The sequence below is a fragment of the Undibacterium sp. YM2 genome, from assembly GCF_009937975.1.
GTDB lineage: Bacteria > Pseudomonadota > Gammaproteobacteria > Burkholderiales > Burkholderiaceae_D > Undibacterium.
The window spans coordinates 5,903,758-5,928,512 of sequence record NZ_AP018441.1 but is presented as its reverse complement, the minus strand read 5'-3'; the positions used below and the strand labels follow the sequence as shown (position 1 = coordinate 5,928,512).

Sequence of the window (24,755 nt, the reverse complement as noted above, 5' to 3'; positions counted from 1 at the left end):
TTTTCCTTGCAATACTGGTGGAAGGGAAGGGCAGCTTTAATCGTTGCGGTTTTTCCTGAATGCAAGCCAACCGGCAATCGCAGTAAACGTCGCCACGATGGCAACGACGATCCAGAAACCATTTTCATGTTGCGCTAAGGGCACGCCACCCACATTCATGCCGAGCAGGCCGGCGATGATATTGATGGGAAGGGCCAGCACGGTGACGATCGTCAGCACGAACAATGAGCGGTTATTCTGTTCATTGACGCTGGCGGCAATTTCTTCCTGCAAGAGCTTGATGCGTTCCTGCAAAGAAGCCATGTCACTGAGCACCACGGCAAATTCTTCTGTCGATTGACGCAACTCCTGTACATCACGCTCAGCCACCCAGACTGGTGGTCTTTGCAGCAGGCGGAACAGGGCGGCAGGCTCAGGTGCCAGCAATCTTTGCAGGCGCACCAGTACACGGCGCAACTCGCCGAGATTCGCACGCTTGTGATTCAGGCGGTCGGCCAGCAGGTGATCTTCGATGTCATCGATTTTCTTGATGACATTGCGCACTATGCCTATCAGCACATCAGCCTGGTCACGCAATAAATGGGTCAGTAATTCTGTCGGTGAGCTGAAATGTTCACCCTGGTTCACCGCATTGCGCAACCGGTCTACCGACTTCAGGGGTTTGCGCCTGGCGCTGATCATGACATTGCTGCTGACATTCAGCCACAGGGTGGCGATGTCCGAGGCTTCAAAGGCAAAATCATGCAAGACATCATTGACGACCGCGATCAGGCTATGGTCAGCGTGTTCTATGCGGGTAGAACGTGAGCCTTCATGCAGGGTTTCGAAAAACTCGTCCGGCAGGGACGCATGTTCGCGCAGCCATTTTTCCGCAGCGACATTGGATAAATTGAAATGCAGCCAGATGAAAGAATCATCGCGGCTGCTGTGCCGCGATTGCAGCCATTCGACTGCCTCTTTGGTGTCCAGGGGCTTGCCTGGCTGTTCATGTGCAAAAACATAGCCACAAATCAGCCCCGACTGATCTGAACCATACGACAAGTGATCTGTTTGCATTTGCTGTCCAGGCGAAGAAACTGGACACATTGTAAATCAGCCAAGCATGTTCATGCTTAGCCTACCAGCATGTTTTTGTAGGATTGCGAAGCCTGGCGTATGCAATCCTGGAAGGTCAGGGCGGCATGTGACAAAGGCCGGGTCTTGTTCCATATCATGCCTACCGGACTGGGCAGGTGACCCAGGTTCAGGGGCAGGATTTGCAAGACACCTTCCGCCACCAGTTGACGGGCCGCCGACAGCGACAACAAGCCCAGGCGTGGTGGCTCCATCAGCAAAGGCACGTTGACTGAGCGCGATACCGATTCAATGACGTCGGTAGGTTTGTTCAAACCGTTCTTGGCCAGCAGGTTGATCATGCGCTGATGCGTCGGTGATTCTTCTACCGACAAAATCCAGGGCAGGTTATTCAAATCCATCCAGGTCAGGTTATCGCGTCTTGCCAGCGGGTTCTTGCTGGAGGTGACGATGACCAGGGGATCGTCATACAAGACTTCTTCCTGCAGGTGTTCTGCCGCACGTTCAGAAAACACACGGCCTATGACCATGTCTATCTTGCCTTCGCGCAGTTCATGCAAGAGCTGATCGACCGTGCCATCCATGATGCATAAGGTGACATTGGGCCAGCTGGCCTTGAGTATCTTCACCGCCTTGGGAATGATGGTGGTCGAGACCACACTGAGGATGCCTACCGTGACTTTGCCGACCGTGCCGGTAGCCAGCGAACGCATCTCCTGATGTGCTTTTTGTAAATTAAATAAAACTTCTCTGGCATGTCTGATAAGACATTCGCCAGAGGGTGTTGGTTTTATACCACGGCCAGCACGCTCAAATAACTTGACACCTATTCCTTCTTCCATTTCACCCAGCATCTTGGAAACAGCCGGCTGGCTGACATGCAAAGTCGCCGCAACCTGAGCAACCGTCTGCTTATCCGCCAGTTCTACCAGCAGGCGCAGATGCTTGATCTTGAGTTGCCGGGCGAAGTACTTTTCTATGGGTAAGGTATCAATCATAACGATAATTATATACGTTTTTGTGAAATTCTCATTGGACGGTAATGAAATTGTAATGGGATCATTCTGAGATGCAACAAAGTGTATCGAATTGTTAGTGTTGCGCGGACTGTGGAAAACCACAGGCTTTTTGCAAAACCCTGTCGCGTAAAAACAAGACGATATGCACATTGTTTAAGCAACGTTTAGGTTCGACCGCGAAACCTCAAGTCAGTTCAAGAGACTTAAGCGATTGTTGCCGTCTTTGCAGGCTTTACCTGTTCATGTTCCACCAAGGAGATTCTGGATGTTTTATCAAGAGAAGAAATGTGCTTATGCTGTCAAGCTGGCACTGGCAATGTTGTCTGGCAGTATGCTCGTCAATGCTCACGCGCAGACAGAGCCAGCAGAAAAAATTCAAAAAATTGAAGTCACTGGTTCCCACATCAAGCGTATTGATAAAGAAGGTACCTCTCCTATCCAGACTCTGACGGCAAAAGATATCAGCCAGAGCGGTGCAACATCTGTTGCTGAATTGCTGCGCACTATCCCTGCCCTGGGCAGCGGCAGCGCATTCGATGCAGTTGATGGCGGCTTTTCCCGCGGCGTAGCGACAGCATCCCTGCGTGGCCTCGGTTCCAGTTCCACGCTGATTTTGTTGAATGGCCGTCGTATGACGCCATCGGCTTATGCCAATCCTAATCAAGGTCAATCGACACTGTACGATATCAACAGCATTCCTTTGTCTATGCTGGAACGCGTAGAGATCTTCAAGGATGGTGCATCTGCAGTTTACGGCTCTGACGCTATCGCCGGTGTTATCAACTTCATCACCAAGAGCGATTATCAGGGCATACAAATGAATGCCAGCATTGGTGCTAATGACAACAACCAGTTCAAGAAAAAAAGCATCAGTGGTTTTGCCGGTTTTGGTAACTACGCACAAGACGGTTACAACATCACTGTCAGTGCTGAAGTATCCAAGCGTGACCGCGTTGCCATCAAGGATGCCAACGACGTAGAAAAAGACCTGTACAGCGTGCTCAACAGCCGTCTGTCACCTTACTCCAGCTTCGCGAGTAACCAGCCTTTCTTCTACCGTGAGCGTACTCCAGGTAGCGGCACATTCTTCTCAGCCAATGATGCCAACGTCGTCAACCGCACCAATTGCGACCCATCCCGTTTGATCACAGGTGGTTCCCAATACAATATCGCTACGACAAGTGCTCTGTATGGCCGTCAGTTCTGTAACTACAACCTCGACGACTTTGCTGAAGTACAAGGCGCAGGCCAGGACATCAGCGCGATGTCACGTGGTATCTACCAGATCAACGATACCCTGTCCGCATTTGCTGAAGTTGCCTACACCAAGACAGACCGTGACTACACAGGTGGTTCACGTACTATCGATGGCCGTACGCCATCCACAGCATTTGCCCTGTCAGGCGCAGGTACACCATTCCAGGCTATCTTGCCGGTCGGTCATCCTGACAATCCATTCCCAACCAGCCGTGCCGCTGTTGTCTACCGCTTTGAAAACATCGCTGGTGGCAGCAACACGACCAATGAAGCCCTGCGTTTTGCATCTGGCCTGAAAGGCACATACAAGACCTGGGATTGGGAAACTGGCGTTTTGTGGAACCGTTCCGAGCGTACTGATATCGCTAACGGCTTCCTGTTGCTGCCAGAAGTGCAAAAGCTGATCAACCAGAACATGTCTCTGGCTGATGTTGCCAAACAGCCTAACCTGAGCCGCCCACTGAAGAGCGTTGGCGTAGCTGAAATCGCCCAGGCTGATTTCAAGGCCAGCACAGAATTCGGCAGCCTGCCAGGCGGCGCTATCGGTTTTGCTTCCGGTGTTGAATTCCGTCAGGAAAAAATGACACTGACACCAGACAACCTGACCAGCTCTGGTCAGATTCTGGGTCTGGCTAACCAGTTCATCCAGGGTCAGCGTAACGTTACTTCTGCTTTCGTTGAAGTACGTACACCGTTCCTGAAAAACTTTGAAATGGATTTCGCTGGCCGTATCGACAAATACCCTAGCTTCAAAACCAATTTCGTACCAAAAATCGGCGCAAAATGGACAGTCAATGATTCCCTGGCTTTCCGTTCCACTTATGCACAAGGTTTCCGTGCACCAGCACTGGTACAGGTTACAGCAGGTGGTACGCAGACTTTCCTGAACGGCCTGGCTGATCCTATCCGCTGCCCGGATGGTAAAACACCATTGACAGGCGCAGACAATACAGATTGCTCCAGAAGTATTTCTACCCTGATCCGTCAAAACCCTAACCTGAAGCCAGAAACATCACGCAGCTTCTCCCTGGGTATGGTTCTGTCACCTACACGTGACTTTGACATCCTGGTTGACTACTACAATATCCGCAAGGAAGATGAAGTTGCAGCCCTGTCATCCACTCTGATCCTGAATAATCAAGATGCTTATCCAGGCACAGTGATCCGTGACACCAATCCTGTCAATTTCGTTAAAGACAAGAATGGTAACGTCGTTCCTAATTCTGGCCCGTTGATCTCCCTGTTGCGTAACTACGTCAACCAGGGTAGTACCGTAGTCAGTGGTGTTGACGTCGAAATGGCTTTGCGCAATAACCTCGGCGACAACGGTAAACTGGATACACGTTTCCGTACTTCCTACACGATAGAATTCCGTCGTGCAGAAAAACCGGGTGATCCAGAAACTAACCTGGTTGGTACACGTGGCGGCATCTCCAACTTCTCTACCAGCGTTGGCGACATTCCACGTCTGCGTGCAAGCCTGTCTTCTTCCTGGACCAAGGCAAACCACACAGTCAATGGTGCAATCAACTTCACTGGTGGCGTATCCCTGATGCGTTACACCAACGCGGCTGAAACTTACCCAGTGTCTTACTGCCACTACGGTACTGGCCAGCCTTCCACAGCGACATCCCTGGGTGGCGTTGCGAAATACCTGACTTATGTACCTGAATGCGCAGTCGCCAGCTGGACTACAGTGGATCTGGGTTACACCTACAAAGGTATCAAAGACCTGACTATCGGTCTGCGTGTATTGAATGCTCTGGATTCCAAAGCACCTTATGATCCAAGCTCCAGCTACACAACCAGTGGTTACAACGACAGCCTGCACAATGCTTATGGCCGTGCATTCCGTCTGAACGTAGGTTACGTATTCAAGTAATCTGCAATAGTGCAAGACGTAATATAAGAACAGGGGCCTAGGCCCCTGTTTTTTATTAAGCCTGACAAAGTTTCAGTATAATCAGGGCATTTAAGACATCTGTCTCTGGTAAACCAGCTTACACGCGCACGCAGGCAAGGCAGCGTGGCAATGGGCTGGATTTTTATACAAGTAGAAAGCACGCCATGTTTAGTTGGTTCAGTACAAAAGAAGAAAAAGCGTTCGGTCTGCAGCTTGCTGAATTTGTCATCAAGGAAATACCCTTGGAAATGGCCAAAAAAAAGCAAGACAAGACCGTGGCCAAACGCCAGAAAGTCATGCAGCAGGCGGCAATCAAAGTACTGGAATTTAAACGGGATCACCGTTTGAACGTCTATAAAAAAGCGCAGCTCGGCAATAGTTTCAAGTGGCGCTTGCTGGAAGAGGGCTTTGACCCCGAGGTTGCCAGCGAACTGACTACGATAGTAGTCAGGGAAATGGGCTAAGTTTTATACAGCATCCTGCAGCAGGCCACAGGATGCTAGTTGAGGGAATCAGGGCCAGACTCCGGTCCCCTGGTGCTTACAAATTCGGTGCCAGCCAGCGTTCCACTTCCTCCTTGGGCACACCACGGCGTTTTGCCATATCGGTGACCTGATCATCAGCAATCTTGCCCACGCTAAAATACTTCGACTCAGGATGGGCAAAGTAAAAGCCCGATACTGCCGCACCCGGTATCATGGCCCATGATTCGGTGATGTACATCTCGATTTCTTCACACTGCATCTGCTTGAACATCTCAGTCTTGACCGTATGTTCCGGGCAGGCCGGATAGCCAGGGGCGGGGCGTATGCCTTTATAGTTTTCCTTGATCAGCTCTTCATTGCTCAAGGCTTCATCAGCGACATAACCCCACAGATCTTTACGCACGCGTTCATGCAGGTATTCGGCAAAGGCTTCGGCCAGGCGGTCGGCCAGTGACTTCAGCATGATGCTGCTGTAGTCATCATGCGCATCTTCAAAGCGCTTTTCATACTTTTCTATGCCCAGGCCAGCGGTGACTGCGAACATGCCTATATAGTCCTTGATGCCGCTGTCTTTTGGCGCGATGAAGTCAGCCAGGCACTGGTTAGGTCTTTGCACGCCATCGATGATGGGTTTCTCGGTTTGCTGACGGGTGCCGTAATAAGTCAGCGCTACCTGGCTGCGGGTGTCGTCAGTATAGATTTCTATATCGTCGTCATTGACGGTATTGGCAGGCAGCAGGGATACCACGCCATTCGCCGTCAGCCAGCGGCCTTCGATGATTTTCTTCAGCATGGCCTGACCTTCGGCAAATACCTTGGTGGCAGCTTCGCCGACGACTTCATCAGTCAATATCGCCGGGAAAGGGCCAGCCAGGTCCCAGGTCTGGAAGAACGGGCCCCAGTCTATGTAATTGGCTATCGTCGCCAGATCAATATTCTTGAACAGGCGGCGGCCTATGAATTTGGGTTTGACTGGTGCATTGCTGCCAGTGAAATCCACTTTCATCTTGTTGGCACGTGCCTGTGCCAACGTGACCATGGGCGTGGCTTTTTTATTCGCATGCTGGGTACGGATGCGGTCGTAATCACTACCGAGTTCAGCGACGTATTGGTCACGGCTTTCCGGTGTCAGCAGTGATTGAGCAACCGACACTGAGCGCGAGGCGTCGGCGACATACACTACCGGGCCTTCATAATTAGGCGCAATCTTCACCGCAGTATGGGCGCGGCTGGTGGTCGCGCCACCGATCAGCAGCGGGATTTTGAGCATGCGGAAATGCGGGTCGCGCTGCATCTCTTTGGCGACATAAGCCATTTCTTCGAGGGAGGGTGTGATCAGGCCGGACAGGCCTATGATGTCAGCATTTTCTGCCTTGGCCTTGGCCAGGATTTCTGAGCAGGGCACCATCACGCCCATGTTGACCACTTCAAAATTATTACACTGCAAGACCACGGTAACAATGTTCTTGCCTATGTCATGCACATCACCCTTGACGGTAGCGATGACGATCTTGCCCTTGGGTTTGTTGTCACCGCTGCGTTTCTTTTCTTCTTCGATGAAGGGGATAAGATGGGCCACTGCCTGCTTCATGACGCGGGCAGATTTGACCACCTGCGGCAAGAACATCTTGCCCTGGCCAAACAGGTCACCAACGATATTCATGCCCGCCATCAGCGGGCCTTCAATGACCTGGATAGGGCGGCCACCGTCGGCCATGATGGCAGCACGGGCTTCTTCGGTATCTTCGACGATCCAGTTGGTGATGCCGTGCACCATCGCATGGGCCAGGCGTTTTTCTACCGGGTCATTGCGCCATTCCAGAGTGGCTTCTTCTTTCTTGCCACCAGCTTTCAATGTGGCGGCAAATTCTATCATGCGCTCGGTCGCGTCTTCACGACGGTTTAGCACCACGTCTTCGACACGCTCGCGCAATTCCGCATCCAGCTCGCTATACACACCGACCATGCCGGCATTCACGATGCCCATGGTCATGCCCGCCTTGATGGCGTGATACAGGAATACCGTGTGTATCGCTTCACGTGCCGGGTCATTGCCACGGAAAGAAAAACTCACGTTTGAGACACCGCCGCTGATCTTGGCACCGGGCAGGTTCTTGTGTATCCAGGCCGTGGCTTCGATAAAGTCGACGGCGTAATTATTGTGTTCTTCGATACCTGTCGCGACCGCGAAAATGTTCGGGTCAAAGATAATGTCTTGCGGATCAAAATCCAGTTTGTCGACCAGCAGGCGATAGGCACGTTCGCAAATTTCCACCTTGCGCGCATAGGTATCCGCCTGGCCTTTTTCATCAAAGGCCATGACGATGACAGCCGCGCCATAACGCTTGCACAGCGTGGCCTGGCGCAGGAATTCTGCTTCGCCTTCTTTCATGGAAATCGAATTGACGATGGCCTTGCCCTGTACGCATTTCAGGCCTGCTTCGATGACTGTCCATTTCGACGAGTCGATCATGATGGGTACACGGGCGATATCAGGTTCAGATGCGATCAGATTCAAGAAGCGTGTCATCGCTGCCAGTGAATCCAGCATGGCTTCATCCATGTTGATGTCGATGACTTGCGCGCCGTTTTCTACCTGTTGACGTGCGACAGCCAGCGCTTCATCGTATTGTTCATTCAGGATCAGGCGGGCGAAGGCTTTTGAGCCGGTGACATTGGTACGCTCACCCACGTTGACGAACAATGAGCTTTCATCAATCGTGAACGGCTCCAGGCCAGACAGGCGCATCGCTGGCGGTACAGTCGGGATGTCGCGTGGGGTTTTGCTTTGCAGGATGTCGGCAATCGCCTTGATATGGTCAGGCGTGGTGCCGCAACAGCCACCGGCGATATTGATGAAACCGGCTTCGGCAAATTCTTTCAGCAGGGCTGAGGTATCGGCTGGCAATTCATCAAAGCCGGTGTCACTCATGGGATTGGGCAAACCGGCATTCGGGTAAATACAGACAAAGGTGTCAGCAATCTTCGACAATTCTTCTGCATACGGGCGCATCAGGGCAGCACCGAGGGCGCAGTTCAGACCTATGGTCAGCGGTTTTGCATGGCGCACCGAATTCCAGAATGCTGGTACGGTCTGGCCCGACAGGATACGGCCAGAGGCATCAGTCACTGTGCCAGAAATCATGATGGGCAGGCGGGTGCCGGTTTCTTCAAAAAACTGGTCGATGGCGAACAGCGCTGCTTTACAGTTCAGCGTATCGAAAATGGTTTCGACCAGCAGCACATCGGCACCGCCTTCCACCAGGCCACGGGTTTGCTCAAGGTAAGCTGCCACCAGCTGGTCGAACGTAACGTTACGTGCAGCCGGGTCATTCACATCTGGTGAAATAGATGCTGTCTTTGGCGTCGGCCCCAGCGCGCCGGCGACATAGCGTGGTTTGTCCGGCGTTGAATATTTATCGCAGGCAGCGCGCGCAATTTTGGCTGAGGCGACATTCATCTCATAGGCCAGGTGCGCCATGTGGTAATCATCTTGCGCGACGGTCGTCGCACCAAAGGTATTGGTTTCTATGAGGTCGGCACCGGCAGCCAGGTATTGCTCATGGATTTCGGCAATCACATGCGGCTGTGTCAGCGACAGCAATTCATTATTACCCTTGACGAAGAGTTCACGCACGGTTTCAGGGCCGGTAAAGTCCTTGAAACGCTCGCCACGATAATCTTCTTCAGTCAGTTTATAGCGTTGTATCATGGTACCCATGGCACCATCGAGTATCAGGATGCGCTTTTGCAAAATCTCGCGCAAACGGGTTTCGAGGGCAGATACAGGCAGGGTCGTAGTCATGATGTTTACTCGCAATAAAACAAAACCCGATCAGCTTGTGTGTGCAGGCGGATCGGGCGACGTCCTTTTAGCAGCACTTATTACGCGCCCGCAATCTGAATCTCAAATCGGCGCAAGAAAGCGTAAATTATACGTCAAATCAAGGGCTTGGGTATGGCGGGTCATGGCGCTGTCGGTTTTTTGTCAAGACAAACGACCTGGCAAAAGCCAATTGAGATGGTAAAAAGACCACGGAGGCCAAGGCTGGAGACTGATTGAAGCGTGTTTGCAAGCCACACCGTATCTGAACTAACAGTTTTTACTTGCCGAATTGCAGTGACGGCATCAATATTCTGTCTGCACTATTAATTAAAGGTAATACCTGTGTACGATGTTTACTTTTTGCCTTCCTGCCAATAAATCAGATGAAAATTTCTGCCCTGATTATTGAAGACCACCCGATTTATCGTGATGCCTTGCTGCTATTCATGCGTCACCTGCTGGGGGAAGCACAAGTGGCGGCGGTCACTTCTACAGAAGAGGCCCTGGCACAGTCGGCCACTCACACCAGTTTGCGCCTGATTTTGCTGGATCTGCGTCTGCCAGGCATGAATGGGGTAGAAGCCATCTGTTCGCTACGTAAACATTATGCCGACGCTGCTATCGTCGTGGTTTCCGCATCTGAAGACAGGCGCGAGGTCGATGCTGCCCTGCGTGCCGGAGCCAAGGCCTTTATTTCCAAAGCAGTCTCCACGGATCTGATGATAGAAGTGGTGCGCAAGATACTGGCCAATGAAGCGCTGGAGACTCCATGGATCACTTTGCGTGGCAAACAGGCCAACAAGGAAGAACCCCTGCTGGCTTTGACACCCAGGCAGCAAGAAACCCTGATCCTGCTTTGCCAGGGCCTGTCAAATAAAGAGATAGGCCTGCGCCTGGACCTGGCAGAAATCACCGTGAAAATGCATGTGACCTCGATATTCCGGGTACTGAATGTCGTCAACCGCACCCAGGCCGTACTGGCCGCCCGCAGCCTTGGCTTATACACGCCAGATCAAAACTGAGTACTTACTTTCAACTGTTTCAAAAGTTGTTACAATATGTAAGTAACAAGATGTAGGGTATTGCTGATTTGGTCCTGCCTGCTTGGCAAAGCCATTGTCTATCCTGGCTGATGTTCATAGCCTGGCTCTCCGTTGTTGCCTCCGTTCTGGCCGTATTCACCAAGCGGCAGGGATTTTGCGCGCCTTGCAAAGCCAGAGAACACACGCTCAGGAACTGACACAAGCACGTTTCCGTATTTTTATCTTTTATCGAAAAGGCCGTCTCATGGGCATCAATGCCAGCACCATACAAAAACTGTATATCGCTTACTTTAACCGTCCAGCCGATGTGGCTGGTTTGACTTACTGGGAAGGGCAATTGGATGGTAACAAGATTTCTCTTGCTGGCCTGGCCCAGTCATTCAGTGAGCAAGTTGAATATGTCGCGACTTATGGTGGGAAAAGTACCGCAGATGTTGTCACTGCCTTGTACAAAAACCTGTTTGGTCGGGCACCAGATGCGGCTGGTCTGACATACTGGGCAACCCAAATCGATACGCGTGCCGTCAATATGGGTACGGCAGCATTGGCCATCCTGAATGGCGCGACACCAGACAGCCTTGACGGCATCACGATACAAAATAAACTTAATTTCTCTGCCAACTTCACGGCGAGCCTGAACACTGTAGAAAAAGCCAATCTGTATAGCTCCGCCTATACCTTCGAAGTCATGCGTGGCATCTTGTCTGGTGTGACTGCAACTGGATTGCCCCCCAGCTTGGTCCCAAGTCTGCCGCTGAAGATCGCAGAAGCGACAAACGGCATTAGTGATATGGAGAGAATGCTGGGCATGGATGTGGTGGTTGATCTGAAAGGCGTACAGTTATCCACGGGCTACAAACTCGAATTGATGAACGGGAATAGCTCTTTCTCTATTCCGGTGACGCATATTTTGACGACGGCAGAGGTGACAGCACAAAAAGCAGTTTTGCATATTCCAGGTGGTATTAACTGGGGTGCAGATGGTGCTAAATCTCTGGGTATCAAGGTAACAGATATTTTTGGAAACTCTGGCAAGGTAGGGGCACAAACACCTGTGGTACTTGATACTACGCCACCCTTACTGCCAACTACCGGTCTTTATACAACGACCTGGGTCAATCAGGCACCTGTAGGTCTGGACTTTGTGATGGGGGAAATTCATTACCCTATACTTCCGGGTCAAATGACCGGGGGAACAGCCGCTATTTTGGAAAATAATACTGTTGTTGCCAAAATTTCCAATATTAGTGCCAATGCGAGTTCACTGGACTTCTTTATCGATCCTGCGATAGCGAAGCAGGTTTACAACGATTACTACGTTGCCAGAAATTTGAGCCTGGTCCTGACAGATCAGGCTGGGAATTCCACGACCAGCAAATTAAGTGATTATCAAATTTTTAATAATCTGAATCGAAAAGTCGGTACGCCTGCCACTAATATAAGTATTTCTTCCACGGGAGGGAATGCTAATTTATACGTTAAGGCAGACATAAACGGTCTTGAGTATTTTTTAAGTAAGGCGTATTTGAAAGTCAACGGCCAGGTCGTGGCGATCGACGATACAATTTCTTCGCTGGACCGTTCTGTCGACTTTAATGTCTTTTTCGCCAACAGTGTACAGGTGCAAAACCTGATCAATGCTGGCGGCGTCGTCTCGGTCGATATGGTAGATCAGAATGGCACTGTCATTCCCAGTATCAACAATCCTAGCCTGGGCAGCAATCAGTTTGGAAGCCATACGGTATTGAGTTCGGCGGCTGTACCCCTGGAGTTGCCAACCAAAGGTCTTTACATCCGCTCTTATGCCAATACACCTTCCGGTGCTGCTTTTGTCATCAACGAAATCCAGTATTCCATCGTGGCAGGCCACAATGTTGGTGGCTCTGCGGTATTGATGGAAAATGGTGTTGCACTTGCCAAGATTCCTTACATTGGTGCTAACGATAAAATGCTGGATTTTGTATTTGATACAGCACTTGCGAAGCAAGTCTATGAAGATTTCTTTACCAATCATAATCTGAGTCTGGTGCTGACAAATGCTTCAGGATATTCGATTACCAGTCGTCTGGATGAGTATAAGATAGGCTATGACTCCAGGTACAAGGATGGAACACCTGCGACCAACATCAGCCTGACACCCGTTGGTGGAACAGTAGTCGCAAATACCGTCAATAGTTCCAACACCAATTTAATGGTCAAGGCGACGATGAATGGGATGGACTATTTTGGTCAGAAAGCGTTTTTAAAAATTAATGGACAGATAGTCGCCAGCGACACTTATATTTCGTCGACGGACACAAGTGTGGACTTTGATCTGGGTGCCGCAGACTCTGCACAACTGCAGGCGATTGTGAAATCAGGCGGTATTGTCTCTGTCGTTATGATGGACAGAAATGGCAAGGCAATCGAAAGCTCGGGCAATCTTTACCTGACGACCAATTTTACGTCTGCATCTGCTCTGGCAACGGACAATTCTGAACTTGCAAACGAACATACACAAGTAACTCCTGCCCCCGGTGCTGTAGTGGTGGATATTGTAGGACAGTCTCATGCCCAGCATGGCTACGAACTGGTGGCGCTCTGACATAAATAAAAAAAGCACATCACGGTCTTGCTGTGATGTGCCAAGGGGAATCGTAATTAAGTGAAGTGGTTTGGTGTTCAGTCAGCCTTTTTGCGGCTGGTGAGCAGGCTGGCAATAATCGAGCTGCCGAGCAGGAGACCGATAACAATCAGTGAAACACTGGTCGGTACATGCATCCACTTCACGATGAGCATCTTGATACCGACAAACATCAGCACAAATGCCAGGCCAAACTTCAGCAGATGGAAGCGGTCAGCCATGTCTGCCAGCAAGAAGTACAGTGCACGCAAGCCCATGATGGCAAAGATATTTGAAGTGAAGACGATGAATGGGTCTGTCGTCACCGCGAAAATCGCCGGTATTGAATCCACAGCAAACACGACGTCGGATATTTCTATCAGGATCAGCACCAGGAACAGTGGCGTGAAAAAGCGCTTGCCATCTACCTTGACGGTGAATTTTTCCCGGTGAAACTCTTTGGTGAAAGGCAGCAGTTTTTTTGCCAGGCGCAAGACCGGGTTGGCTTCCAGGTCAGGTTCCTTTTCAGCCGCCACCAGCATACGAAAACCTGTGACCAGCAAGAATATACCGAACAGATACAGTACCCAGGAGAACTGGGTAACCACCCAGCTGCCAGCCAGTATCATGATGATGCGCATGACGATGGCACCCAGTACGCCGTACAGCAAGACCTTGCGCTGATACTGCGGCGGTACGGCAAAGTGACCAAAGATCAGCAGGAAGACAAAGACATTATCTACCGACAGGGACTTTTCTATGACATAGCCGGTCAGGAACTCCATGGCCTTGGCCGTCGCGACTTCCCGGCCTACCGTGTCAGATAAATAAATCCACAAGCCAAAATCGAATATCAGGGCCAGGCTGACCCAGACCAATGACCACGCCGCCGCTTCCCTGACGCTGACTTTATGGGCGCGCGAGCCACCGAGGGCCAACACGTCAATTGCCAGCATGAGTAGAACAAAAGCGATAAATACTGCCCACATCCAGGGCTGAGCGACGGAATGGATCATTTCTTATTCTTTCTCTATAAAGCCCAGCAACTGCAAGAGGCTGGTGAACAGGTTGAAGATGGTGACGTACAGGCTGACAGTCGCCATGATGTAATTGGTTTCGCCACCATGAATGATGTTGCTGGTTTCAAACAGGATCATGCCTGACATCAGCAAGACCATGACGGCAGAAATCGTCAGCGACAGGGCAGGGATCTGGAAGAAAATCGCACCCAGGCTGGCAACAAAAGCCACCAGCATGCCCACCATCAAAAAGCCCGCCATGAAACTGAAATCACGTTTGCTGATCAGTACGTAAGCAGACAAGCCCATGAAGATCAGACCTGTCATGGCCATCGCTGTCATGACGATACCTGTACCGCCAGGCATGCCCAGGTAACGTGTCAGGATAGGACCCAGGGTATAGCCCATGAAACCAGTCAGAGCAAATACAGAGGCAATACCCCAGCCGCTGTTTTGTAGTTTAGTGGTGGCAAACAGCAGGCCAACGTAACCGACCAGTGTCAACAAGATGCCAGGGCCGGGAATATTGAAGGCAACCGTTGCTGCCGCAGTCACTGCAGAAAACAATAGCGTCATGGACAACAACATATAAGTGTTGCGCAAGACTTTATGGCCAGAGCTGACATTACTGTCTCTATAGGCGACGGTTTGTGCATCTGTGGCAGAACGACTCAAGATTTTCATGCTTTTCTCCTGAAATGTTGAAGCCATGCATATGTGCAAAATGGCTGCACCTTCTCAACAGAAGGTAACGATAGTGTAGGCCTTGCTGATAAACAAGAAAAGTCGAATATAATTGAAAATATGTTCGTAAAAACCGATGTATTGTCATAAAGAATGAATCTATATGTCCAAGCTTAATTACAAGCATCTGCATTATTTCTGGATGGTTGCCAAGACTGGCAGTATTTCCCGCGCCAGTGAGCAATTACACCTGACGCCGCAAACCATCAGCGGTCAGTTGAGTCTGTTTGAAGAAATCCAGGGAGAAGCCTTATTCCGCAAGAGCGGGCGCAATCTGGAACTGACCGAGGCCGGGCAACTGGTCCTGAGCTATGCCGATGATATCTTTGCACTGGGGCAGGAGCTGGAAGAGGTCTTGCATCACCGGCCCACCGCGCGCACCGTGCAGTTAAGGGTGGGTGTCTCAGACGCTTTGCCCAAGACCCTGGCTTACCGCTTGCTCGAACCTGCCCTGAAGCTGGAGCAAACCCTGCGCATCAATTGCCGTGAGGGCAAGCTGGAAGTCTTGCTGGCCGACCTGGCTACTCATAAGCTCGATGTCGTCATGTCGGACAGCCCCATGCCCGCCAGTGCCAATGTGCGCGGCTATAGCCATCAATTGGGGGAGTGCGGCATCAGTTTTTTTGCCACCGGGACTTTGTTGCAGCAATATCCGCAGGCTTTTCCTGCAAACCTGGACGCAGCCCCGTTTTTATTGCCGGGTGAGGATGCGGCCTTGCGCGCCCGTTTGCTGCAATGGTTTGACCAGCAGGGTTTGCATCCGCGTATCGCCGGTGAATTTGATGACAGTGCGCTCATGAGCGCCTTTGGCCAGGCCGGGGCAGGGATTTTTGCCGCACCGACGGTGGTTGCCGACATGATCATGCGCCAGTATGACCTGCAGTTGCTGGGGCAGACGGATGAAATCAGGGAACAGTTTTATGCCATTTCAGTACAGCGCAAGCTGACCCACCCTGCCGTACTGGCAATTAGCCGCGCGGCGCGTATTGATCTGTTTGCCATGGGGGAAGAATGAGGTCCCCCATGTTGGTGGCAATGCGCTGGAAATAAAAAAAACGACAGCAATGCTGTCGTTTTTTATGCCTGAAGAAGCTGCCCTGGATTAACGGCGACCCAGCAGAGTCTTGACGTTTTTATCCATAGGAATAGCGTAATCAACGGAACTGATCACGGTATTGTCACTAGGCCTGACCAGTTTCAGGTTCACATAAACCAGTTTGTCGCCTTCGGCATAAGTACCGACGATCACTGCCTGAGCGCTGTGGTTTTGCGCGACATCCTTGATTTCACGTGTCAACAGCAATTCACCGACATTTTGTTTCATGAATACTTTGTCGCGGAATTTCATTTCCACCATTTTGTAGTCACGACGGGTGAACTGACCCGAAAGTTGTTCAGCAATGATGCGGCCAAAGGTAGAAGACTCTTCGAGGAAGTTGATATTGGCAAGAGTAGCAATAATCAATGGACGCGAAGGATCAAGCTTCAAACCGGCATTGTTGATCAGTGCATCTGCTGCACGCTGGTTAGCCGGAATGAATTCATTGGATTCAGCATCTTTCCAGGTTGGCACTGGCGATGCTGCCGCAGGCGGTGGTGTATTACCCAGGCCCAGATTGGCACAAGCACTGAGTGCAATGGCTGAAGCGATGACGAGAGCTGCACTTTTCATCATTATTGGCCCCCAACAACACGGAAGTTGAAATCAGTGTCTTTATTGTAAAGCGTCCAGTCGTAATCCGAAACATAGTACGCGTCAGTACGACGGGCGATATATTGTGAATTCTTTACCAAAGATGTCGTTACGATCAACTCGTGCTGAGGCGTACGGCCTCTGGCATATTCCTGATTGACCCAGCTGGTCCAGTCATAAGCACCTGCCAGAGCGAGGCCGCCAAGGACCGCATCTGTCTTGACCGGTATGCCCAGGCCATGCACGGCAGCAATACCAGCACCTATCGCAGTCACGCTGGTGAAGCGTTTGTTTTGATGGCGGTCAGGAGAAAAACGTACCAGCTGTGTTTCAATATTGATCACCTGGGCTGTACCGTCATTGATTTTCCTGACAACCACGCCCTGATTCACCAGGGAGGTGATGATCTGGGTATAGAAAGCCTGGGTAAACTGGCTGTCTTTCTCTGGTGGTACGACATAAACCGGTGCGCCTATCTTGTCGGTTCCGAGTTTGATCTGCTCTGCTACATCTTTTGCGATGACGAGCCAGTGCGACGCCGCTTGCAATTTGTTTTGCGTGGTCGTCGGGAAATTGCCTGCTAATGGCGTTTCACTGTATGGAGTTGCACAACCTGCCAACAGCGCGGCTGCCAGGGCAATGGGAAGAAATTTCTTCATGAGCTCACCTTTTTTTAGGTCTTAGTCAGAGTTTTTGTTATCGAAAACGAAAATGGCAATAATTCAGTGTAAGAGAATACAACAAGTAGCCGCAGGCAACAAAGATTTTGCTTGCATCAAGGCATTAATTGAACTATTCCCGCAGATATCGTGCACAGACCACTGTTTATTAAGGAAAGTTGTAGCTTTTTTGCTTCATTTTTTCAGCTAACTGAAAAAATTTCCTTCATTTAAAGCATGGCCTTGCAGGAAATCTGCTACCGAAAGTCGTTTACCGCCGGGTTTTTGCAATTCGGTCAAGCTGAGCGAGCCTTGGCCACAGGCAACAATAACACCTTGCTCTGCATTCGCCGATAGTATTTGCCCAGGTTTATGGTTACCAGTTGTTTCAAACAGCTTCGCCCCCCAGATTTTCAGGGTGGTTTCCGCATATTGAGCATGGGTGCCGGGAAAAGGATTGAAGGCACGTATCTTTCTTGCAAGTACTTCTGCAGGCAAGCTGAAATCCAGTGCAGCTTCTTCCTTGCTGATTTTGGATGCGTAGTTGACACCAGCCTCGGGCTGAACGACAGGCGAGAGCTTACCGTCTTTTAGTTGTTGCAATGTAGCAACAATCATTTCACCACCCATGACAGCCAGTTTGTCATGCAGGATGCCTGTGGTATCTGTGTCTTTAATGGCAATACTTTGCTTCAGCAACATGGGGCCAGTATCGAGGCCTTCTTCCATTTGCATGATGGTGATGCCAGTCTCAGTGTCGCCTGCTTCTATCGCCCTGTGGATAGGTGCAGCGCCACGCCAGCGTGGCAACAGTGAGCCGTGGATGTTCAGGCAGCCCAGGCGCGGTATAGTTAATACAGAGAGCGGCAGGATCAGGCCATAAGCCGCCACTACCATGACATCGTGCGGCGTGTTATTAAGCAAATCGTGTGCTTCTTTGGCAACATCGGGATACTTGCCATCCAGGCGCAGCGATTGTGGCTGTGCCACAGGGATGCCGTGCTGCAGGGCAAATTGCTTGACAGCAGAAGCATGCAATTGCATGCCGCGGCCAGCCGGGCGGTCTGGCTGTGTCAGTACCAGTGGTACTTCAAAACCGGCCGCATGAATGGCCTGCAAGGCGGTGGCGGCGAATTCCGGCGTGCCGGCGAAGATGACGCGCATTAGCGTTCAGCCCGCTTGCGTTGCTCTTCGCGTTCTTCCTTGAGCATCTTGGTCTTGATGCGGTTGCGCTTGAGTGGAGACAGGTATTCGACAAACACCTTGCCCTTGAGGTGATCCATTTCATGCTGTATGCAGACTGCAAGCAAGTCGGTTGCATGGATTTCAAAAGATTTGCCATCGGCATCCAGGGCGCGCACCTTGACTTCGGCCGGGCGCTCTACGCCATCATAAATGCCAGGTACCGACAGGCAGCCTTCGTCATACACCTTGCGTTCTTCGCTTTCCCAGAGTATTTCAGGATTAATGAAGACCTGGAGCTGGTCATTGGTTTCTGACACGTCGATGACCACCAGTTGCTCGTGCACATCGACCTGGGAAGCCGCCAGGCCAACGCCGGGCGCGTCATACATGGTGGCTGCCATATCGGCCACCAGGGTTTTCAGGCGTTCATCAAATTGTGTTACCGGTTTTGCCACTTTATGGAGGCGCGCATCTGGGTAGCGCAGTATATTTAGTATCGTCATAAGACTTTTCACAACAAGCTTTGATGCTTATTGCGCAGTTTTTCTTGCTAGTTCAAGGATTTATGGGCAGAATTTGATTCAATTTGGCAAGTTTTGCAAGATTGCGCCTGCCTGCGCGCCTTCACTTGCGGTATTGCAGTATTTTGCATCGGATATTATTCATGAAAAAGTTTAGCACAATCGCTTCCATCTTCGCTGTCAGTCTTCCCCTGATTTCTACCGGGGCGCTTGCTGCTGGTGGACAGGCAACCACCGCACAGGCCCAGGCTGTTGCCAGCAAAACCAAGTGCGAATTCTTGCCAGAAGCGCCGGACAAGCATGTCGTCGTCAAGGGCGACACACTGTGGGGAATCTCCAGCATGTTCCTGAAAAACCCCTGGTGCTGGCCAGTAGTCTGGGGCATGAACCAGGAAGACATCAAGAACCCGCACTGGATTTATCCTGGTCAGATCGTTTATTTTGACCGCGTCAATGGCCGTTTGCGCCTTGGCAACCCCGGCGGTGTGCCAACAGTCAAGTGGAATCCAAAATCACGCGTACAGGGTCTGGGTGAGAATGCGATACCGGCTATCCCTGCTTCCGTGATTGAACCTTTCCTGTCCCAGCCGCTGATCCTGGAAGATAATGACCTGGCAGTAGCGCCACGCATTATTGCTACCAAAGAAGGCAGGGTTAACCTGGGTCTGTATGAACAGGCTTATGTCCGTGGTGAGCTTGATGGCGGTACTTCCTTCCAGGTTTTCCGTCCGGGCAAACCATTGCACGATCCTGTCACCAAGGCCGTTATCGCTTATGAGGCGGAATATCTGGGCACCGTCAAACTGGAACGTGAAGGCAATGACGAAAGTGATGTACATACTTTCTCTGTAGTCCGTTCAAAACAGGAAATGGCAGTAGGTGACCGTCTGATGCCTATTCCTCCGTCCCCAATTTTGAACTATGTACCTCATCCCCCCAAGGAAGATGTCGATGCCCGTATCGTGTCTGTCTATGGCGGCGTCGGTTCTGCTGGACAAAACCAGATTGTCGCTATCAACCGTGGCAAGAATGATGGTCTGAATCTGGGTACGGTATTGACTCTGTATAACTACGGCAGAGTGATACAGGACAAAACAGATGCGAATAAATCGGTCAAATTGCCCGATGAGCCTATTGGTGATCTGTTCATCTTCCGCGTGTTCAGCAATATATCTTATGGTCTGATCATGCAGGTAAAAGATATCGTCAAAGTGGGCGACGCAGCCAAATCACCACGATAATACCGTTTGTAGATGGAGCATGTGCCGGATGCACACCAGGACTTGATTGCCTGGTTAAGGCTGGAGCAAACGCCTGGTGTAGGCAATGAAACAGCGCGCCGTTTGCTCGCCCGTTTTGGTTTGCCTGCGCAGATTTTTGCTGCTAGTCATGCCGCGCTCAGTGAGCTGGTTTCACCGAGACTGGCTAAAGCACTTTTAGCCAGTCCACCTGGCTTTCAAGAGCAAATAGATAAGACACTGGCATGGCAGGAGCAGCCGGGTAATCTTGTCTTGACACTGGCAGACGCTGGCTACCCACGCTCTTTGCTGGAAATCCCTGATCCACCCCTGATGCTGTATGTCAAAGGCCGTGCTGCCTTGCTGGAGGCAGCTACGCTTGCCGTGGTCGGCAGCCGCAATGCTACCGTGCAAGGCATACGCAATGCCGAGCAATTTTCTGCATCTTTAAGCAGTGCTGGCCTGTGCATCAGCTCAGGTCTGGCTGCCGGTATTGATGCTGCTGCCCATCAAGGAGCATTGACTGGCCCTGGCTCCACGATTGCCGTCATTGGCACAGGGGCTGATATAGTCTATCCGGCGCGCAATCGGAATCTGGCCCATCTGATAGCCGAGGGCGGTTGTATTGTCAGTGAATACTCACTTTCCACGCCAGCTCTGGCTCCCAATTTCCCGCGACGTAACCGCATCATCTCTGGCCTGGCCAAAGGCGTGCTGGTGGTAGAGGCGGCAGCACAATCCGGCTCCCTCATTACGGCGCGTATGGCTGCAGAGCAGGGACGGGAAGTATTTGCCATTCCTGGGTCCATCCATTCACCCTTGTCCAAAGGTTGTCACCAGTTGATAAGGCAGGGCGCCAAGCTGGTCGAGTCTGCGCAGGATATATTGGAAGAATTGCAATTCCACACAAAAACTGCGATCAGCCAGGCTCAGCCCCAAGCCAGCTTTATGGAAGCATCTGAAGCAGGACTGTTAAAGGAAATCAGTTTTGACCCTGTCCACATGGACGTGCTGGCCAGCCGCACAGGTATAGACATTGCGAGCCTGACGACAGAGTTGCTGAGCCTGGAATTGAACGGGCAACTGGAAGCCTTGCCAGGCGGCTACTACCGCCGGCTTGCCTGATAGTTAGTTGAAAATCCCACTGATGACAAATTGGCAGGGGCTTGTTTGAAATCGCTGCAAAGGCTACAGTAGCAGCATGTTTGATATTCTTGTTTACCTCTACGAAACTTATTACCGTCCGGATGCCTGTCCTGATACGGCCGCGCTGACTAAAAAATTGTCGGCTGTCGGCTTTCCTGAGGATGAAATTTCCGAAGCCCTGAACTGGCTCACTGGTCTGGCCGTGAATACGGCAGAGCCAGCTGCGGCTGCCCCCGTTTCCAAGGGCTTCAGGATTTATGCCGAGCAAGAAATTGTTGCCCTGGGTACGCCAGCCCTGGGTTTTATACAATTTCTTGAATCTGCCGGGCTGCTGAATGCCAATCAACGCGAAATCGTGATTGAGAGGGCATTAGTTGTCAATGAGTCACCCCTGCCGCTGGATAAGCTGCGCATTATTGTCTTGATGATGTTGTGGAGCCAGGGCGCCGAGCCTGACATGCTGATGTTTGATGAATTATTGTTGTCAGATGACGACAACACAGGCAGGCTTTTGCACTAATCATTTCCTAAATGGAATTTTTATGACAAAAATCGCGCTTAGATTGCGGTTTTTCGTCTATCACGTTTAACATTCCCCGCAAATTTAGGTTAGTCTTACGCTTATTTTGCGAAATGTTGCCTATTAGACATTGGCAACCACGCTTTACACTATTCGAGAATCCCGAAATGACAAAAACGCTCATCATTGCCGAAAAACCCTCTGTCGCTAATGACATAGCGAAAGCGCTGGGTGGCTTCACCAAGCATGATGATTATTTTGAATCAGACAATTATGTACTGTCGTCAGCCGTAGGTCATTTGCTGGAAATCACCGTTCCAGAAGAATACGATGTCAAGCGTGGCAAATGGAGCTTTACCCATCTGCCTATGATACCGCCGCATTTCGCCCTGAACCCGATTGCCAAGACCGAATCACGCCTGAAGGTATTGAATAAGCTGATCAAGCGCAAAGATGTGACCGGCCTGATCAACGCATGTGACGCGGGCCGCGAAGGTGAGTTGATTTTCCGTCTGATTGCCCAGAATGCCAAGGCCAAGCAGCCAATCAGCCGTCTGTGGCTGCAGTCCATGACCACTGGTGCGATACGTGACGGTTTCCAGAAATTGCGCAGCGATGCAGAAATGATGCCTCTGGCCGATGCAGCCCGTTGCCGCTCCGAGGCAGACTGGCTGATCGGCATCAATGGTACCCGCGCCATGACGGCCTTCAATTCCAAGGAAGGTGGCTTTTACCTGACTACCGTTGGCCGCGTGCAGACGCCAACCTTGTCTATCGTGGTAGAGCGCGAAGAAAAGATCAAAAAATTTGTTTCCCGCGATTATTGGGAAGTAAAAGCAGAATTTGTCTGTGCTGCCGGTATTTATGAAGGCCGCTGGCAAGACCACCAGTTCAAGAAAGACGAACACGATCCTGAGAAAAAGGCGGAGCGTCTGTGGAGCAAGGCCGCTGCCGAATCCATCGTGGCCGCCTGCCGTAACCGCCAGGGGAGTGTCACCGAAGAATCCAAACCAGCGACGCAAATCGCGCCAGCCCTGTTTGACCTGACCAGTTTGCAGCGCGAGGCCAATGCCCGTTTCGGCTTTTCTGCCAAGAATACCCTGGGTCTGGCACAGGCCCTGTATGAAAAGCACAAGGTCCTGACTTACCCGCGTACTGATTCGCGCCATTTGCCAGAAGATTATCTGCCTACGGTGAAAGACACCCTGAGCACGATCTCTGAGACCAATAATTATCACCAGTTTGCTTCTCAGATATTGAAAAACAACTGGGTCAAGCCGAACAAACGCATCTTTGACAATACCAAGATCAGTGATCACTTTGCGATTATCCCTACCGGCCTGGCACCAAAGAATTTGTCTGAACCTGAGCAAAAGCTGTATGACCTGGTAACGCGCCGTTTCCTTGCGGTGTTCTTCCCAGCGGCAGAATTCCAGGTAACGACCCGTATCACTGAAGTATCTGGCCATCAGTTCAAGACTGAAGGCAAGGTCATGACCAGCGCTGGCTGGCTGGCGATTTACGGCAAGGATGGCCTGGAAGAAAAAGATGGCGAGAGCAAAGGCACCCTGGTACCGGTGGCCAAAGGTGAGAAGGTCCAGACAGAGCAGATTACTGCGAATGGCCTGGTCACCAAACCGCCTGCCCGCTACAGCGAGGCGACCTTGTTGTCTGCCATGGAAGGCGCTGGCAAACTGGTTGATGACGGTGATTTGCGTGAAGCCATGGCAGGCAAGGGACTGGGTACGCCAGCCACCCGTGCTGCGATCATCGAGGGTTTGCTGAACGAGAAGTACCTGCTGCGCGAAGGCCGTGAAATGATGCCTACCGCTAAAGCTTTCCAGTTGATGACCTTGCTGCGCGGTCTCGGGGTTGATGAGCTGACTTCACCAGAATTGACGGGTGAGTGGGAATACAAGCTGTCGCAAATGGAAAAAGGCAAGATCAGCCGTGAAGAATTCATGCGCGAAATTGCCCAGATGACCCAGATCATCGTCAAGCGCGCCAAGGAATACGACAACGACACCATCCCTGGTGACTATGCGACCCTGCATACACCTTGCCCTCACTGTGGTGGCGTGGTCAAAGAGAATTACCGTCGCTTTGCCTGTACCAAGTGCGAATTCTCGATGAGCAAGACACCAGGCAGCCGCCAGTTTGAAGTGGCTGAAGTGGAAGAACTACTGGCCAAGCGTGAAATCGGCCCGCTGCAAGGTTTCCGCTCCAAGATGGGACGCCCATTTGCAGCCATTCTGAAGATCGTGCCAGACACTGAGCACAGTAATCTGAAGCTGGAATTTGATTTTGGCCAAAACCAGGACGAAGGAGAAGATGGGGAAGCGGTCGATTTTTCCGAACAAACTTCGCTCGGACCTTGTCCAAAATGCGGTAGCGGAGTTTATGAAATGGGCCTGGCCTATGTCTGCGAAAAAACCATGGCCAAACCCAAGGCTTGCGATTTCCGCAGTGGCCGTATTATCCTGCAACAAGAGATACTGCCTGAGCAAATGGGTAAATTGTTGAATGATGGCAAGACAGACTTGTTGCCAGGCTTTATTTCACAACGTACCCGCCGCCCGTTCAAGGCTTTCCTGGTGCGCGGCAAGGATGGCAAGGTCAGTTTTGAATTTGAAGAGCGCAAGGCCAAGGCCCCGGCTGCTGGCAAATCCAAGGCCAAGGCCGAGCCAGATGCAGAAGCCGCAGTTGCAGTGAAAGCCAAGGCAGCCCCGGCAAAAAAAGCCGTAGTCAGGAAAAAGAAGGCAGCCTGAACTTTGATCTTGCCTGAATCAGGGTAAGTGCCACGCCGAAAGTGTCTGACCTG

At 51.2% G+C, this 24,755-nt stretch carries 18 protein-coding genes; 9 read left to right on the top strand and 9 right to left on the bottom strand.

Features of this window, described 5'->3' with window-relative positions; genetic code table 11:
- Positions 1–36: 36 nt before the first annotated feature.
- Positions 37–1,056: a transporter gene (locus tag UNDYM_RS27250; protein ID WP_162043951.1), complete on the bottom strand. Its 1,020-nt coding sequence runs from the start codon at positions 1,054–1,056 to the stop codon at positions 37–39.
- Positions 1,057–1,112: 56 nt separating this feature from the next.
- Positions 1,113–2,072, bottom strand: a complete 960-nt coding sequence (locus tag UNDYM_RS27245) for a LysR family transcriptional regulator (protein WP_162043950.1) — start codon at positions 2,070–2,072, stop codon at positions 1,113–1,115.
- Between the two features lie 286 nt (positions 2,073–2,358).
- Between UNDYM_RS27245 and UNDYM_RS27240 the strand changes: the two genes are divergently transcribed.
- Entirely contained in the window at positions 2,359–5,232 is a 2,874-nt protein-coding gene (locus UNDYM_RS27240) for a TonB-dependent siderophore receptor (protein WP_162043949.1), read from the top strand.
- A gap of 185 nt (positions 5,233–5,417) precedes the next feature.
- A complete protein-coding gene (locus tag UNDYM_RS27235; protein WP_162043948.1) occupies positions 5,418–5,717 on the top strand; it encodes a hypothetical protein in 300 nt (99 codons plus the stop codon).
- Positions 5,718–5,793: 76 nt separating this feature from the next.
- On the opposite strand, the gene metH is transcribed toward UNDYM_RS27235, so the two are convergent.
- Positions 5,794–9,543 (bottom strand): methionine synthase, encoded by a 3,750-nt coding sequence (gene metH, locus UNDYM_RS27230; protein WP_162043947.1) that lies wholly within the window; start codon positions 9,541–9,543, stop codon positions 5,794–5,796.
- Positions 9,544–9,947: 404 nt separating this feature from the next.
- Between metH and UNDYM_RS27225 the strand changes: the two genes are divergently transcribed.
- Complete coding sequence (locus tag UNDYM_RS27225) at positions 9,948–10,586, top strand: response regulator transcription factor (protein ID WP_162043946.1); 639 nt, start codon at positions 9,948–9,950, stop codon at positions 10,584–10,586.
- Between the two features lie 265 nt (positions 10,587–10,851).
- Positions 10,852–13,191: a DUF4214 domain-containing protein gene (locus UNDYM_RS27220; RefSeq protein WP_162043945.1), complete on the top strand. Its 2,340-nt coding sequence runs from the start codon at positions 10,852–10,854 to the stop codon at positions 13,189–13,191.
- Positions 13,192–13,268: 77 nt separating this feature from the next.
- Here the strand turns inward: UNDYM_RS27220 and UNDYM_RS27215 are convergent, their stop codons facing one another.
- Complete coding sequence (locus UNDYM_RS27215; RefSeq protein WP_304941410.1) at positions 13,269–14,225, bottom strand: TerC family protein; 957 nt, start codon at positions 14,223–14,225, stop codon at positions 13,269–13,271.
- 3 nt (positions 14,226–14,228) lie between these two features.
- Positions 14,229–14,912 (bottom strand): Bax inhibitor-1/YccA family protein, encoded by a 684-nt coding sequence (locus UNDYM_RS27210; RefSeq protein ID WP_162043944.1) that lies wholly within the window; start codon positions 14,910–14,912, stop codon positions 14,229–14,231.
- Between the two features lie 163 nt (positions 14,913–15,075).
- On the opposite strand from UNDYM_RS27210, the gene nhaR reads away from it, so the two are divergent.
- Complete coding sequence (gene nhaR, locus UNDYM_RS27205; RefSeq protein ID WP_162043943.1) at positions 15,076–15,987, top strand: transcriptional activator NhaR; 912 nt, start codon at positions 15,076–15,078, stop codon at positions 15,985–15,987.
- 87 nt (positions 15,988–16,074) lie between these two features.
- On the opposite strand, the gene UNDYM_RS27200 is transcribed toward nhaR, so the two are convergent.
- The 4 genes from UNDYM_RS27200 to def form a co-directional block, all read right to left on the bottom strand.
- Positions 16,075–16,644, bottom strand: a complete 570-nt coding sequence (locus UNDYM_RS27200; RefSeq protein WP_197740957.1) for a FlgO family outer membrane protein — start codon at positions 16,642–16,644, stop codon at positions 16,075–16,077.
- 2 nt (positions 16,645–16,646) lie between these two features.
- On the bottom strand, positions 16,647–17,324 hold the full coding sequence (locus UNDYM_RS27195) for a hypothetical protein (protein WP_162043941.1): 678 nt from the start codon (positions 17,322–17,324) through the stop codon (positions 16,647–16,649).
- 207 nt (positions 17,325–17,531) lie between these two features.
- Entirely contained in the window at positions 17,532–18,488 is a 957-nt protein-coding gene (gene fmt, locus UNDYM_RS27190) for a methionyl-tRNA formyltransferase (RefSeq protein WP_162043940.1), read from the bottom strand.
- Complete coding sequence (gene def, locus UNDYM_RS27185) at positions 18,488–19,012, bottom strand: peptide deformylase (RefSeq protein ID WP_162043939.1); 525 nt, start codon at positions 19,010–19,012, stop codon at positions 18,488–18,490. The genes fmt and def overlap by 1 nt, the downstream gene beginning before the upstream one ends.
- Positions 19,013–19,173: 161 nt before the next feature.
- On the opposite strand from def, the gene UNDYM_RS27180 reads away from it, so the two are divergent.
- The 4 genes from UNDYM_RS27180 (at position 19,174) to UNDYM_RS27165 (ending at position 24,702) form a co-directional block, all read left to right on the top strand.
- Positions 19,174–20,271: a LysM peptidoglycan-binding domain-containing protein gene (locus UNDYM_RS27180; protein ID WP_162043938.1), complete on the top strand. Its 1,098-nt coding sequence runs from the start codon at positions 19,174–19,176 to the stop codon at positions 20,269–20,271.
- Positions 20,272–20,283: 12 nt separating this feature from the next.
- A complete protein-coding gene (gene dprA / locus UNDYM_RS27175; RefSeq protein ID WP_162043937.1) occupies positions 20,284–21,393 on the top strand; it encodes a DNA-processing protein DprA in 1,110 nt (369 codons plus the stop codon).
- A 76-nt stretch (positions 21,394–21,469) separates the two neighbouring features.
- Complete coding sequence (locus UNDYM_RS27170) at positions 21,470–21,934, top strand: DUF494 family protein (RefSeq protein ID WP_162043936.1); 465 nt, start codon at positions 21,470–21,472, stop codon at positions 21,932–21,934.
- A gap of 167 nt (positions 21,935–22,101) precedes the next feature.
- Positions 22,102–24,702: a DNA topoisomerase III gene (locus UNDYM_RS27165; protein WP_162043935.1), complete on the top strand. Its 2,601-nt coding sequence runs from the start codon at positions 22,102–22,104 to the stop codon at positions 24,700–24,702.
- The last annotated feature ends 53 nt before the right edge of the window (positions 24,703–24,755 follow it).